At 49.2% G+C, this 14851-nt stretch carries 13 protein-coding genes and 2 pseudogenes; 4 read left to right on the top strand and 11 right to left on the bottom strand.

The annotated features are described in order from the left end of the window. Positions 1–31 precede the first annotated feature (31 nt). Positions 32–1396 (bottom strand): allantoinase, encoded by a 1365-nt coding sequence (locus C5I45_RS04335; protein ID WP_043867391.1) that lies wholly within the window; start codon positions 1394–1396, stop codon positions 32–34. A gap of 179 nt (positions 1397–1575) precedes the next feature. Here C5I45_RS04335 and C5I45_RS04330 point away from each other — a divergent pair, with 179 nt between their 5' ends. Further along, on the top strand, positions 1576–3171 hold the full coding sequence (locus C5I45_RS04330) for a PucR family transcriptional regulator (protein ID WP_043867392.1): 1596 nt from the start codon (positions 1576–1578) through the stop codon (positions 3169–3171). A 122-nt stretch (positions 3172–3293) separates the two neighbouring features. Here C5I45_RS04330 and C5I45_RS04325 read toward each other — a convergent pair. Further along, positions 3294–3555: pseudogene (locus tag C5I45_RS04325) on the bottom strand (XkdF-like putative serine protease domain-containing protein); the annotation flags it as partial. 98 nt (positions 3556–3653) lie between these two features. Here C5I45_RS04325 and C5I45_RS04320 point away from each other — a divergent pair. Then, positions 3654–4013 (top strand): hypothetical protein, encoded by a 360-nt coding sequence (locus tag C5I45_RS04320; protein WP_043867394.1) that lies wholly within the window; start codon positions 3654–3656, stop codon positions 4011–4013. A 63-nt stretch (positions 4014–4076) separates the two neighbouring features. Here C5I45_RS04320 and C5I45_RS19865 read toward each other — a convergent pair. The 5 genes and pseudogenes from C5I45_RS19865 to allC form a co-directional block, all read right to left on the bottom strand. Then, positions 4077–4242, bottom strand: a pseudogene (locus tag C5I45_RS19865) (hypothetical protein); the annotation flags it as partial. Between the two features lie 685 nt (positions 4243–4927). Further along, a complete protein-coding gene (locus tag C5I45_RS20085; RefSeq protein WP_254900094.1) occupies positions 4928–5050 on the bottom strand; it encodes a hypothetical protein in 123 nt (40 codons plus the stop codon). A 146-nt stretch (positions 5051–5196) separates the two neighbouring features. Next, positions 5197–6393: an MFS transporter gene (locus C5I45_RS04305; protein WP_003151906.1), complete on the bottom strand. Its 1197-nt coding sequence runs from the start codon at positions 6391–6393 to the stop codon at positions 5197–5199. Positions 6394–6514: 121 nt separating this feature from the next. Then, on the bottom strand, positions 6515–7726 hold the full coding sequence (locus tag C5I45_RS04300; RefSeq protein WP_221419340.1) for a pyridoxal-phosphate-dependent aminotransferase family protein: 1212 nt from the start codon (positions 7724–7726) through the stop codon (positions 6515–6517). Positions 7727–7786: 60 nt separating this feature from the next. Further along, positions 7787–9028 (bottom strand): allantoate deiminase, encoded by a 1242-nt coding sequence (allC, locus tag C5I45_RS04295; RefSeq protein ID WP_069013179.1) that lies wholly within the window; start codon positions 9026–9028, stop codon positions 7787–7789. Between the two features lie 219 nt (positions 9029–9247). On the opposite strand from allC, the gene C5I45_RS04290 reads away from it, so the two are divergent. Next, positions 9248–10117 (top strand): endonuclease I family protein, encoded by an 870-nt coding sequence (locus C5I45_RS04290; RefSeq protein WP_003151902.1) that lies wholly within the window; start codon positions 9248–9250, stop codon positions 10115–10117. A 48-nt stretch (positions 10118–10165) separates the two neighbouring features. Here the strand turns inward: C5I45_RS04290 and C5I45_RS04285 are convergent, their stop codons facing one another. Next, the gene (locus tag C5I45_RS04285; RefSeq protein WP_043867399.1) at positions 10166–11272 is read right to left on the bottom strand and encodes an ABC transporter ATP-binding protein; all 1107 of its coding nucleotides are present in this window, start codon (positions 11270–11272) and stop codon (positions 10166–10168) included. Between the two features lie 155 nt (positions 11273–11427). Here C5I45_RS04285 and C5I45_RS04280 point away from each other — a divergent pair, with 155 nt between their 5' ends. Continuing rightward, positions 11428–12156 (top strand): transcriptional regulator FrlR, encoded by a 729-nt coding sequence (locus C5I45_RS04280; RefSeq protein ID WP_003151898.1) that lies wholly within the window; start codon positions 11428–11430, stop codon positions 12154–12156. Positions 12157–12180: 24 nt separating this feature from the next. Here C5I45_RS04280 and C5I45_RS04275 read toward each other — a convergent pair whose 3' ends face one another. The 3 genes from C5I45_RS04275 to C5I45_RS04265 are packed head-to-tail and all read right to left on the bottom strand — an operon-like array spanning position 12181 to position 14828. Next, positions 12181–13035, bottom strand: coding sequence for a PfkB family carbohydrate kinase (locus tag C5I45_RS04275; RefSeq protein WP_043867400.1), 855 nt, complete (start codon positions 13033–13035; stop codon positions 12181–12183). Positions 13036–13048: 13 nt separating this feature from the next. After that, a complete protein-coding gene (locus C5I45_RS04270) occupies positions 13049–13933 on the bottom strand; it encodes a carbohydrate ABC transporter permease (RefSeq protein WP_003151895.1) in 885 nt (294 codons plus the stop codon). A gap of 4 nt (positions 13934–13937) precedes the next feature. Further along, the gene (locus C5I45_RS04265) at positions 13938–14828 is read right to left on the bottom strand and encodes a carbohydrate ABC transporter permease (protein ID WP_014305765.1); all 891 of its coding nucleotides are present in this window, start codon (positions 14826–14828) and stop codon (positions 13938–13940) included. Positions 14829–14851 lie beyond the last annotated feature (23 nt).

Raw genomic sequence — 14851 nt, 5'->3', positions numbered from 1 at the left:
CTTTCCAAACGACAAAAAAAGCCGATTCTCATCAGAGAATCGGCTTTTTTATTTCACAAGGCTTCAGGAATGTTCCGAAAGACCCGCTCTGCTTACGACCGCCATCCTGATACACACAGCACCCCTTGCTGTAGGTCGCAGCAATTCGGTATGGAAAGGTGCGGCCTTCATACAGGCTTTGCTTATGTTTGGAAAACATCGTTTCTTTTGTGACGGTAAAAGGTTCCGGCCGGACAATGGCAAAATCAGCGTCAAATCCTTCTTCAAGCCGGCCTTTATTCGTTAAACCGAAACGCTTGGCAGGTGCTTCGGCCGTCCATCGGGCCACATGTTCAAACGGAATCCCATGATCGATCGCTAATTGAATCATGCCGAGAAGCGTAAATTGGCCTCCGCTGATCCCGCCCCACGACAGGAACATATTATCCTCGCGTTTCAAAGCCGGATGACAGGGAGAATGATCCGAAGACACCATATCAATCAGGTCTTCAGCCAAAACCCCGATCAATTCCTCTTTATCAGCCTCTGAGCGGAGCGGCGGAGCGCATTTGGCAGCCGCCCCTTTTTTGAGGAAGTCTTCAAAGCTGAATAATAAGTAGTGCGGACACGTTTCAACGGTGACATCCAATCCGTCTTTTTTCGCCTGCTGAATGGAGAGCACGGCCCGTTTCGTGCTGATATGTACAAAATGAAGCGCGCATCCCGTCGCTCTTGCATATTCAATCGCCCGCTGCACAGCCTCGCATTCGGCTTCTTCCGGACGGGAGGAAGCGTAAGCGCGGGCATCAATTTTCCCTTGGAGCGCGTACTCGGCTTCAAGGAATCGGGTGAGGGCGTCGCTTTCTGCGTGCAGGGCCAAAATCCTGCCGCACGCCGCGATTTCCTTCATTCCCTTTAAAAGAGTCCGTTCATCGGCTGATTGAAATTCATCCGTTCCCGATTTAGACAGAAACGCTTTAAACCCGATTGCCCCCGCTTCTGCCATCGGCCGGATATGTTCGGTATACCCGGGCATCAAACCGCCCCAAAGCGCAAAATCAACCGCTGACTTCCGTTCGGCGATTTCCGCCTTTGCCAGCAGGTTTTCAGCAGTTACCGTCGAAGGAATGCAGTTAAGCGGCATGTCAAAATAAGCCGTACAGCCGCCGGCAGCAAGCATGTTTGAGCCGGTTTCAATGCCTTCCCATTCTTCGCGTCCGGGTTCATTGAAATGCACGTGACAATCGACCGCGCCCGGAAACACATACATGCCGTCTGCCTGCACCACTTGTTCCGCGTTTTCGTCAATGCCGGGCTCGATCAATGCAATTTTCCCGTCCTTGACGGCGATATCGGCCCGCTCTGTCCCGCCTTTTCGCACAGCTTTCGCACCCTTTACAATTACGTCATAGGCCATTTTATCTTCCTCCCTGTAAGGATGACGATTTTCTGTCAGTTTTTATCACAACATGCGTCTATGATTGCCAGTTTACTGCTACTATGATCGTAATACATCAGCAAAACCGCTATAATTTTTGATGATTTTTATTCATATTAACCAATGGTTGTCTTTAGAACCTGAAAGGAGATTGACTGATGAATATTTATGATGTGATGAAGATTCCCGCTTATGAGCGGGCCGCATTAATCGCAGGCAGATCCGGCGGCTGGAGGGAGGTGCAGCACGTCAACATGATGGATGCGCCGGACATCGCTGATTTTTTACATAAAAACGAATTGCTCGTCACGACGGCTTACCACTTGAAGGACCGCCCGCAGCTGTTGAAAGATTTAATCCGCCTCATGGCAAAACGGGGATGCGCGGGACTGGGGATCAAAACGAAGCGCTATCTTAATGTCATTCCGAAAGATGCCGCGGAGCTTGCCGACCGGTATGAATTTCCGATTATTGAGCTTCCGGAAGACATCAGGCTGGGAGATATCGTCAATGCTACACTGAGCCATATTCTTGATATGCGTTCAAATGAGCTGCAGCAGGCCATTTACGCCCATAAAAAATTTACAAACCACATCATGAGCGGCAAAGGGCTGCAATCCCTGCTTAAGAAGCTCTCAGACATCCTCCGGCTTCCCGTGCTGCTTTTGGATCAGCATACAAAACTCTTATCATCGTCCCACAGCATACCCATTGACACGTCTTTATTGAAAAACATCTGTTATTCCCTTTCCGGTCCTTATTTCACCTGCTTTTCCATGCTCTCCGACAGAAAGGCGTATTCTGTCCTGCCGATTCTGAATGTTGAAAAAAACTGCGGTTATCTGGTGATTCCGGAGCTGGTGCAGACCGCTGATAAAGGCATGATTTTGACAATTGAACAGGCGGCCAACGTCATTTCCTTTGAACTGCTGAAAGAAAATGCCGTCAAACAATTCGGCAGACGGGCGCGCAATGAATTTTTCAGCAATTTCATCGACCGCTCGTTTACCGGCCATGAAGAAATCAAAAGCCGCGCCAAAGAATTCCGGCTTCGCTGGGATCAGAAATACATGTGCATTTGCGGAAAACTCGACCGAAATGAGAAAACGATCAGCTTTACCGAAAATCAGCTCGTTTCCGATCATGTATTTGATCTGCTTGAAGGGGAGCTGTCATCCTTTCCGTTTCCCCCTCATCTCTTTATTAAAGGAAATGTCGGTATTCTTTTAATTGAAGCGACAGACAGCTGGAATGAAATGCACGCGTCTGTCATCAGCTTTTTGGAGCAGTTTCAGAAACAGGTCCGGACGCAGTTTAAACGGACTGTCTCCTTCGGCATCTCAAACATATGCCAAAAGCTGATCGATGTCCCTGACGCTTTTACTGAAGCTTCAGACGCCATTTCATCCGGGCATTTGTCCAGAAGCGCGGAGTTTATTCAAATCTATCATGCCAAAGACGTGCCGGAGCTGCTCGGCCTGCTTCCGGCGGAAGATGTGAAAAAGTTTTACGAAGCCACCCTCCAAAGCCTGGCCGACCGGCAAAAGGAGGACCAGAGCCTGCTTCATACACTGTCTGTTTACCTGGAAACCCACTGCCAGATTTCAGAAACGGCTAAGCGCCTGTACGTCCATCGAAATACGGTGATCTATCGTTTAGAAAAATGCGAGGAACTGCTCGGCAAAAGCTTAAAAGATCCAGAGACGACGATGCGCCTGCGGCTCGCGCTGAGAATGCAGCGGCTGATCGGTTAAAATTTAGCCATAGACCAGGATGCGGGTGTTCTCCCGCATCTTATTTAAGGGAGAACATTCAGCTAAATCCTCAAAAAATGCTGCCATTGATATCATCAGGCTTTTTCGATATTCGGGATGCAACCGATAATCTCACCCTTTTTGATTTCATCCTAAACTGCCTCGGAACCTTTGTCACAAGTATCCATGACCCTTTTTTGATGGTTTCGCCATTCATTTGAAAATCAGCGGGGAGCGACACAAGACTCAACCACTTCCCCAACGCCGCCCTGAAAGTCATGCTGCTTTTCCTTTTCTGATTTCATAAAAAAACCGCTTTTGATTAGCAGCCTTATCTACGTAAGAAACATGTATGATGTTTGCATTTATCAATTCACTTGGCATGTGTTCACTCATTTCAAAGAATATTTAACAATTTCTCCATCGTTATATTTCCATTAAGTGTTATTGTTATCCTATAAATACCAAAAGGAGGTTTTACGTTGAAACTAGCTAAAAATGCTTTGTTATCACTTGCAATTGTTTCATTCGTTTTCGCGCCTTTTTTTAACTCTTCAGCATCAGCCGTCGGTCCCTCTACTAAAGTGAATAAGAATTTGTTTCAATCTCAGTCTGAAACCCGCGTCAATTTAAAAGTAGGAGAGATAAGGAATTATTCTACTTCTGGTAATCGCATTACCTTTAATCCTATGGGTTATAACCCTCCTGCTGTGACATGGAAAGCTTTAGGTACTGACTACAAAACCATTCAGGTATTTGCAGTCGCTAAAGGAGAAGCCTGGATTGAATTCTATGATGATTCCTCCACTTGGAAAACCCGATACCATTTTGTAGTTCAGTAATAATCCGAAGAGATAGATTCTATCTCTTCTTTTTAATTAAACGATTGCGACGTTTTGAATTTTTTATTTTTCCTCAACTGACAGTCCCAAAATCTCGTTATCTACTACAGCGAGACAGAACGCAGTGACAATGAACCCGCTCAGCGGCGGAAAGCTTTGTGTCTCGCGGATACATACAGGTTTCGCTGCTTCCTGGTATCTTGAATTCTTCGTCAACACCAACAGTCGAACACATCAAGACCAAAAACCGCTTCTGACAGGCCGCGCAAGGGGATTTTATAAAATTTCTGAAAAAGGAGGGGCGCTTCCCCTCCGTGAACCGTAATAAAGCTTCGTGTGTTGGCTAATGGCTGTCTGGATAATGGTCTCACTGTCATCCTGGAAAGATCACTTACTTCTATAAGTCTTTCTTTTTAACAGAAACCGCAGATATAGCAGCAGAAATAACTATCCGCTCCGCTTCTTATGCACTCTCTGTAACATGGGGAATTATAAAAAGGAGGGCGCGCGGAAACATAGGGGGAGCCCCCTGAATGAGTCAATTGATGGGCCCATGGATAATAATTAAATTCTTGCCGCTGATACAAATGGAATGACGGGTAATAATACAACATTTTCAACTCCTTTTCCGTACACCATATTGTACTTACCGACACCCTTTTTAGATGATTGTCTCTTGCATAATTGTGTGTTGGCCTAATTGCGGGTTTTAATCTGCAAAATTCGTACAGGAGAACCGACACAACATCTTCCGTGAGAGGTTTTATAAGATAACCTCTCCTTGTTGTCACCAATCGCCCCCTTCTGAACAGTTCGTATTATTTCAATGACCCGTTTTATCAGAATGCTCTCCCCCTGCATACGAAACAGCAAGTTCCAAAACCCTGCTTTTTCCTTCTCAGCATTTACGCCGCTCAATGTTGTCCCTGCCTGCCTGACTGCCTTCTTTTTTGATCAACTTCCGGCAGATCAAATTCATCAGACTCGTCAAGCGATAAAGCTGGTTTTACTTTATCTACACCTGTTCCGGTTTCCATTCGCCCCATGCTTGAGCATACGGAACAACTGTTTTTCCTATATGATTTTCCCTCTATGCGCATCTCTGCAATTTCAGAGATGCAGACAGCCGCAGAATAAACAACAATCAGCAAAAAGCCTCCGGATACCCGGAGGCTTTTGATTCTTATCCTTGCTGCGTGAACGGCCGGGTCTGTGTCTTTTTGCCCCAGCCAAGCGCGGCCAGAAAACTGATGGCGAGAATGGCCGCTCCCAGCATATACGGAAATTCCATATTTACATCAAAGAGAAAACCGGCGGCTGACGGTCCGGCGATATTCGCTAAGCTGATGAATGAGGTGTTCATCCCGCCGGCAAACCCCTGCTGGTCACCGGCGAGCTTCGACAGCATCGTATTAACGGCCGGCCGGAGCAGCGATGTCAGCGTCAGGAAAAAGATTGCCGCGGCAAAAACGGCCCAATATGAACCCGCAAACCGGCACCACACAAGTCCTGCAGCAGCCCCGATCAACGTCACGTTAATGACGCGCTTTTCCCCGAACCTGCGGACGAGATAACTGACGCCGACCGCCTGCACAAACACGCCGATGAGACCCGCAGCCGTAATAATAAAGGCAATATCAGAGGCTTTAAATCCGTGTTTATGGTCAACGTAAAGGCCGAAAACGGATTCAAAGTTCATAATTCCGAAGTTCAGCACAAAAACCAGAATCAGCATAAACGCGAACGGCGATTTGAGCGCGCGTGACATTTGCTTAAACAGATGCTCACGTTTTTCCGTTTTTGACCGGGCTTCCAGCTGCTTTTCACGCCCCAGCGTTTCGGGCAGAAAGAAAAATGAAAGAACGGTTGAAAAGCAGGCGAGACTTGCGGACACGATGAACGGCACAGACATGCCGTAATGAACCAAATAACCGCCGACACCGGGCCCGATGACGACACCGAGCGTCATCGCCGCGCTGAACAGCCCCATTCCTTTCCCGCGTTCTTCCTCGGTCGTAATATCCGCAATGTAAGCGAACATTGACGGCATTAAAAACGCCGCGCCCATTCCGCCCAAAAGGCGGGATGCGAACAATTGCCACAGGCTTCCGGCAAAGGCGAAGATCAATTGTGACACGGCAAAGGCGGCAATGCCGAAAATAATCAGTTTCCGCCGTCCGTATTTGTCGGTTATTTCCCCGGCAATAGGCGCAAATAAAAGCTGTGTAAGCCCCGCCGCCGCAACAAGCAGACCCATCGTGCTCCCCGTCGCTCCGAATTCGGTAATATATGCGGGCATAATCGGAATAATCAATCCGATCCCAAGCATCGCAATAAACATATTCAGCATTAAAATTGACAATCGCCCCATGTACGCCATGATTTCTTACCTTCTCCCCAGACAAACAGATGATCATTCCATATTTGTCATTTTTTATACCATTCAGTATAACGGGGAAAAGGGAAAAAAGTCCAGATGATTTCAATCTCGTTTTCATATCTCATGACAGCACACCGGTTTCAGCCGGCAGATCATATATGTTAAGGGCCGCCTGCAGCGCTTCCCCGGCTTTAACTGCAACTCCGTGTCTGATCAGAACCGCTTCAAGTCCGGCCAGCACAAACAGCACATTTTCCTTTCTGCAGCTGTAGCCCATCGTTCCGATTCTCCAAATTTTCCCCTGCAGCGGACCGAACGAGCTGGCGATTTCAATTCCGAATTGAGACAAAAGCATACTCCTGATCGATTCGCCGTCTGCTTCCGGCGGAATCTTCACACATGTGACGACAGGCAGCTTCGCCTCCGGATCGCCGAATAAATCAAGGCCCATCGCTGCAAGTCCCGCCGTAAGCGCTTTTTCATGGCCCTGATGCCTGCGGAACCGTTCTTCAAGTCCTTCTTCCAGGACAAGGCGCACACCCTCCCGCAGCGCATAAAGCATTGCTGTCGCTTCTGTATGGTGATTCAGCCTTCTTTCACTCCAATAATCTTCGAGCTGGCTCAGATCAAAATAGTTGCTCGTAACCGGCCGATGACCGGACAGCATTTTACCGTCAGCTGCCGTTGCAATGCCACGTTCTACCTTTTTACGCGCGGCAATGACTGCGGCCGTCCGGTCATTATAAGTAATCGGCGCCATTCCGGAAGGGACCGATAGGCATTTTTGCGTTCCCCCGATGACTGCGTCAATCTTCCATTCATCCGTTTTTACGGCGCATCCGCCAATCGTGGCCACAGCATCCACGATAAAGAGTGCATCTTGGGCGCGGCACGCTTCCCCGATTTCTTTCAGCGGATGAATCCGCCCCGTTGATGTTTCTCCGTGCACCATAGCGACGATTTTCGGGGAAATCTTTTTCATCTCGCCGATAATCTCTTCAGGCCGGAAGACCGTTCCCCATTCACACTCGATCGTATGAACGTCCGCTCCGTACCGCTCGGCGATTTCAGTCAGCAGGTGTCCGAAGCGTCCGTATATCGGAACGAGCACGCTGTCGCCAGGTTCTATCAAACTTGCGAGAACAGCCTCAATCCCCGCTCTTGATGTGCCGTCAATCGGATAGGCCCAGCGGTTTTCCGTTTGAAACAATTCACGGAGCATTTGCATCGTTTCGTTCATGATGCCGGTAAATGCCGGGTCAAACTGGCCGAGGATCGGAGCGCCCATCGCCCTCAGCACTCTCGGTTCAGCTTCAGTCGGTCCCGGTGTCATAATCGTTCTTTGCGGAATGCACAATTCTTTTCTGGTCGGCACGCCGATTCCCCCTTTACGTTAATAGGCAAGTTTATGTAATACATTCGCCAGCGTAAGGACGCCGGTTTCAAGCTGATGTGCGGGTGTGAATTCAAGCGGGGAGTGGCTGATCCCGCCACGGCTCGGCACAAACAGCATGCAGGCCGGAAAGGTTCTGCCGAGCATCTGGGCGTCATGTCCCGCTCCGCTTACGATCTTCTCCGGGTCCGCCCCCTGCTCTTTTGCAGCCTCTGCTGCGGTTCGTGTCAGTGTCTGATCCATTTGAACCGGCTCTATCCTCATATATTCATCAATAAAGGGTCTGACTCCTTTGCTGCGGCTGATGTTTTCAATAATCGACACCAGTTTCTGATGGAAGGCTGCCAGCACGTCTTCCTGCTGGTGGCGAATATCAACGGAAAACTGGATACGGCCCGGAATGACATTCGCCATATTCGGCTCAACCGTCATTTTTCCGCACGTCAGGCGGAGCTCTTCCGGCTGTCTTTCCGCTGAGAGCATGAGTTCGTGGATGATGCTGCTTCCCGCCGCGAGCGGATCTTTCCGCCATTTCATTGAAGTGGTCCCCGCATGGTTGCATTCACCGTCAAGCGTAACGGTATAGCGTCTCTGTCCGGCAATCCCGGTGACAATCCCGATATCCTTTCCCGATCGTTCAAGCGTTTGCCCCTGTTCTATATGAATTTCCAGAAAGGCACTAATATCAGTGCGCAGCGGCGCCGGATAACGGCCTGCACCGAAGCCGTTCTGCCGCATGGCTTCTTTCAGAGAAATGCCGGACGCGTCTTTCGGCGTTTCCGCATCTGAAAGCGAGAAAGCACCGGTGATATTGCCTGAGCCCCAATAGGTGATGGGAAAACGGCTCCCTTCCTCTTCACAGAGCGACACAGCCTCCAGCGTTTTTTTCGGACGCCCGCACGTCTCATGCAAATGCCGGATCGCCAGCATGCCCGCCAGCACGCCGAACGCACCGTCATATTTGCCGCCGTCAATAACGGTGTCAATATGCGACCCGGTCAGAATCACCTCATCAGGCGATTCTGTGCCGTTCAGACGGCCGAACACGTTACCGACATCGTCAAATGCCGTTTCCAGCCCGAACGCCTCCATTTTCTTTTTGACGGCAAGCTGGGCGTCCATCCATTCTTTCGTATATAAAAGCCTCGTCACTCCGCCGGAAGCGGAAGCGCCGAATTGAGACAGCCATTGTATGTCATCGGAAATCCCGATATTCGCCGCCGAAAGCTGCTGATGTTCCATACACGCCCTCCTTTTAAACTGAAAAACTGACAAGATGATCTTCATTATAGAAGGAGCGCATAACGAGTTCATTATCATATCTTCCAAAAAATCAATGATTTTCCGGATACTTTGACCAAGAAACCGCCCCTCTGTCCCATAAGCCGAAGGAACCATTTTTCAAAAAAGATAGAATATTAGATTTATTTTTTGGATAATAGAGGTAAAGGAGGGCAAGTCATGACAAAAAAACTTTGGTTTCTGCCGATTGTCTGCCTGTTTTTCATTTTGGGTTGGACCGCGCCGTCAGCCTCTGCGGGCGCGCCGGCTGACACGAATCTGTACAGCCGGCTGGCGGTTTCAACTGCCGGCGGCACAACTCTTTTTCCGCAAACTTCCTCAGCTGTCATCACTCCGTCTGCGGATACGGAGACATATTACAAAGAAGCTTCCGGAAAAAGCGGAACAGCCTTAAAGAGCGCCCTGCACCGCATCATCAGCGGACATACAAAGCTGTCTTACAGCCAAGTATGGAATGCATTGAAGGAAACTGACGAAGATCCGGCAAACCCGAACAATGTCATCTTGCTCTACACCCAGGAATCACGGGCCAAAAGTAAAAACGGCGGCAGCGTCGGGGACTGGAACCGTGAACACGTGTGGGCAAAGTCACACGGAAACTTCGGAACAGCTGCCGGCCCCGGGACGGACATTCATCATCTGCGCCCTGCAGACGTCCAGGTGAACAGCGCCAGAGGAAACATGGATTTTGATAACGGCGGCTCAGAATACCCGAAAGCGCCGGGCAATTATTATGACGGTGATTCCTGGGAGCCGCGCGATGAGGTCAAAGGAGACGTCGCCCGCATGCTGTTTTACATGGCGGTGCGTTATGAAGGCGGCGACGGGTATCCCGACCTTGAGCTGAATGATAAAACCGGAAACGGCTCAGCTCCTTACATGGGAAAACTGTCCGTTTTGCTCAAATGGAATAAACAAGACCCCGTCGACAGTAAGGAAAAACGGCGGAACGAAATCATTTACGAAGACTATCAGCATAACCGCAATCCGTTTATCGACCACCCGGAATGGGCGGACGAAATCTGGTAATCGTATCATAAGAAGTGATAAGGGAGCCCCATCATCAGGCTCCCTTTTTCAATATACGGCGTTTTCAGTGTCGGCATCAAAAAACACGGCCCGGTTCATATTGACCGCAAGCAGAATGGCATCGCCGGGTTTCACCTCTGAAGCGCCGTCAAGGCGGATCGTCATGCGGTCATCTCCGCTCACCGCATGAACGTACATCTCCGCGCCTAAGTTCTCACATACTTCCGCCACAGCGCGGCACACCGCTTCAGGCGGGTGCTCTGATTGTCCGGCAAGCGTCAAATGCTCCGGACGCAGCCCCGCAGTCATCTCCTGACCGCTGTATCCTTTCTGCACAAGAACGGCCGCTTTTTCTTTCGGAATGGGCAGACGAACGGACGAACCGGCAAAATACCATTGCCCGTGACTTTCTTCTATGACGCCTTTTATAAAATTCATACTCGGAGAACCGATAAAACCCGCCACAAACATATTTGCCGGATAATGATAAATCTCATGGGGGCTTGCGGCCTGCTGAATATCTCCTTCATTCATCACGACAATCCGGTCGCCCATTGTCATCGCTTCCGTCTGATCATGCGTCACATAAACGATGGTCGCTTTCAAACGCTGATGGAGCTTGCTGATTTCGGCGCGCATCGTCACACGCAGTTTCGCATCTAAGTTGGAAAGCGGCTCGTCCATCAGAAACACTTTCGGCTCCCGCACGATCGACCGGCCGAGCGCAACCCGCTGCCGCTGTCCGCCTGAAAGAGCCTTCGGTTTCCGCTTGAGCAGATGCCCGATTTCCAAAATATCAGCGGCCGTCCGGACTCGCTCTGCGATTTCTTTTTTCGGCAGCTTTCTGAGCTTCAAACCGAACGCCATATTATCAAACACCGTCATGTGGGGATACAGCGCGTAATTCTGAAAAACCATTGCGATATCACGATCCTTCGGGGGCAGATCGTTCACCGCGTCTCCATCGATATAAAGCTTCCCTTCAGAAATGCTCTCCAGTCCGGCAATCATTCTGAGTGTCGTAGATTTGCCGCAGCCGGAGGGACCGACAAGCACCAGCAGCTCCTCATCCTTTACATCTAAGTGAAAATCCTTCACTGCCGCCGATTGGGCGCCGTATGTTTTTTTGATATGGTCAAATGTTAATGATGCCATTCGAAACCTCCTCCAATACTGGAAACCGCCACATCTTTCTGTTATGTTAAAAATGTTCGGGGTTTCTGACAGATTCATAAATGAAAAGCAAATTTGTATTATAACGTCATAATACATATAATAGTACTACTACTTGACAAAGGAGGTCCGTCCCATTGTTAAATAACGGGAGCTCGAAACCTTTATATATTCAGCTGAAACAAATTATCGCGGACGATATCAAGAAGGGCGTTTATTCGCCGTCCGTAAAACTGCCGACTGAAAATGAGCTGTGCGAAACGTACAACGTCAGCCGCATAACAGTCAGGAAGGCCATCCTTGATCTTGTGGAAGAAGGCTGGCTCGTCCGGCAGCAGGGAAAGGGAACGTTCGTTAAAAGCCCTAAACTGAAGCGGGAGCTCATCGCGGTCAACGGCTACTCTGAATTTATGGAATCAACGGGAAAAAAACCGAAACACCAGATCCTTTCCCATGAAATCATTGAAGCGCCTAAATCCATCGCTCAAAAACTTCGCGTCGCTTCCGAAAGTCCCGTTCTTGAATTAAAACGCATTTTATTTCACGACGACCAGCCGCTCTCATTCGAAATCGCCCACTATCCGCTCAGTTTATTTCCCGACATCGGCAAGCATATTAAAGGCGGCGTGTCGATGCATGACATTTTGAAACAGCACTATCAGGTGGTGCCCACCCATAATACGAAACTGTTAAATGTCGTATACGCCAAGCAGGAAGAAAGCCGCTATCTGGCTTGTGATATCGGGGATGCGCTTTTTGAAATTGACAAAACCGCTTTTATGTCAAAAGAACAGCCGATATACAGCTCGCTGTTTTTAATGCATACCGACCGCGTCACGTTTACCATTAACAGCCCCTATGCGTAACAAGTATAAAAAACGAGACAATGCTTATCGTATTCTCGTTTTTTCACTGCTTTTCCCGCCGTCCGGCCTGTAGGGATGCCCGTAACCGAACGCTCCGAACCCCCCGCATGTTTTGGCAGCCGTCCCGGCGGCCGCAGTAAGCGCTCGCCGAATATCCTGATGTTCGAAGAAATCGGTAAGAAACCCGGCGATAAAAGAATCACCCGCCCCCAATGTATCTATGATATCAGCTCTTACCACCGGCTGATGATAGACGCGTTCCCCATCCGATAACACCGCGCCATGTTCTCCCCTTGTCAGACAAACGATTTTCGCTCCGAAACCGCGGGCTTTTTCGGCAAGCCGCACACATTCACTTTCACTCAAATCACTCCCGGAAAAAAACGCATACGTCACATACGGACAGACCGCTTCTAAATAGGCTTTGTCACGTTTTACAGAGAAATCAAAGGAAATCGGCACATGGCCGCTCAGCATCGGAAGGTCACGTTCTATCCTGCTGTATACGCTCGTATGCAGCAGATCATGTCCGGCGATAAATGAGATGTCATTCTCCTGAAAAGCGAGCGTCAGACGCGATTGCACGCCGCCTTTATTTGATCCGGCAAATATCCTGTCCCCTCTTTCATCAAGCGTGACGACCGCCATCCCGTTTTCTCCGTATGCCCGGCGGATCAGATCGGCATTCACCTTCTCCAGTTTCAGCACATTCAATACGTGATCCGCCGCTTCATCACTGCCGAGAATCCCGATATAAGAAGTTTCGTGGCCTAAGCGCCGGGCAAGCACGGCTACATTTAACGCATTTCCGCCCGGGTAAAACGTCTCCTGATCCTGATAATAATCTACTACATTATCTCCGGCCGCTATCAGTTTCATCTTTTCATCCCCCTTATCCTTTCACGCTTCCCGCTGCAATGCCTCGGATAAAATATCTCTGCATTAATAAAAACAGCGCGATGATCGGAGCAGCAGAAATCGTCAGCCCGGCCAGCAGCACGCCCCAATCCGTCTGCAGCGCATCTCTGAACTGCATCAGCCCGGCCGGAATCGTCCGTAAATTTTCATCATCGATAAAAATAATCGCAAACATAAACTCATTCCATGTATGGTAAGCCGTCAAAATGCCTGATGTCACCAGAATCGGCACGCTCATAGGTAAGAATATTCTGAAAAATATTCCGAAACTTGTACATCCATCCAGATAGGCCGCTTCCTCAAGCTCTTTGGAAATCGACAAAAAATAGGAACGGATCAGAATCACGGTAAACGGAATACGGTAGGCTGCGTACGGAAGAATCAATGCCCAATACGTATTGTACAGTCCCAATGACTGGATAATGGAGTACAGCGGCACAAGACTGACCTGCGGCGTCAGCATCAAGCCGCCAAGACAAATGATCAGCACAAACCCTTTTCCTTTAAATTGAAAACGGGCCAGCCCGTATGCCGCCCAGGCACTCACAAATACGGTGATGAGACAAGTCAGCACGGTCACAATGACGCTGTTCATAAAATAAGCGGAAATCCCTTGGTTCCATGCGGATACGAAGTTTTCGGGATGCCAGACAGAGGGCAGCGACCAGCTGTGCTCAAAAATCTCATCCGAGCTTTTAAAGGCGCTGACCGCCATCCATAACAGCGGATAAGCAACGGCAATGAGGTAGATAAAGAGAAACAGCCACACAGACGTTTCCCCGACATACCATTTTCTCGGTTTTCCGCCTGTTCTGACGGCCTGACGGGCATGACGCAAGTCCGTCTTTTCAGGAAGCATCGGCCTACTCCTCCTTTCCGGTCTTAAAGAATTTCATCTGAATAAGCGACAGAGCAAGCGTCAGCAAAAGCACCACCGTCGCGATCGCAGAAGCGTAGCCCATCATATCCTTTGTAAAAGCGCTCTTATACAAAAATGTGCTCAGCACTTCTGAAGCATTGCCCGGCCCTCCGCCGGTCAGAATATACGGTTCATTAAATACGGTAAATGCGCCGGTCAGCGTCATCACCACGGCAACAAACGACATTTCTTTCGTCTGCGGCACCGTAATGTGAAAAAACTGCTGGATTTTTCCGGCTCCGTCCAGCTGCGCCGATTCATATAATTCAGCGGGAATGCTCTGAATCGAGACAATGTACAGCATGGCGATGTAACCGACAGACTGCCATTGAGACACAAAAATGACAGACAGCATAGCGGTGTTTTCATCGCCCAGCCACGCCCGGGTCAGTTCATCAAGTCCGACGGCTTCCAGCAGCTGATTCAAAAGCCCGATTTCCGGGTTATAAATAAAATCAAACAACAGCGCAATGACGGTCATGGAAATGACGACCGGAAGAAAAAATACCGTACGGAAAAACGGCGACCATTTTCTTACCAATCTGTCTTCCAGCACGGCCGCCAGAATTAAGCCGCCGCCAACCTGGCAAATCAGCGATATGACCGCATACAGCACATTGTTGCGGAGTGCTGTAAAAAACACGGGATCGTGGAACAGGTCAATATAATTTTTCAAACCGATAAACGTCTTTTCGGGTTGAAATGAACTCCATTCAAACAGACTGAAAAACACATTCTCAATAATCGGAATGTAAACGAACAGCAGAAAAACCAGCGCGGGCGCGAGAAACAGATACGGAATGAAACGTTTTCGGCTGACCAAGGAAATCCTCATCTCCTTTCTCCAAAGAAATCTGT

The organism is Bacillus sp. ZY-1-1 (genome assembly GCF_003047165.1).
Taxonomy (GTDB): domain Bacteria; phylum Bacillota; class Bacilli; order Bacillales; family Bacillaceae; genus Bacillus; species Bacillus velezensis.
Note: the sequence above shows the minus strand (reverse complement) of the source record. Positions and strands in the feature narration are given on the sequence as shown.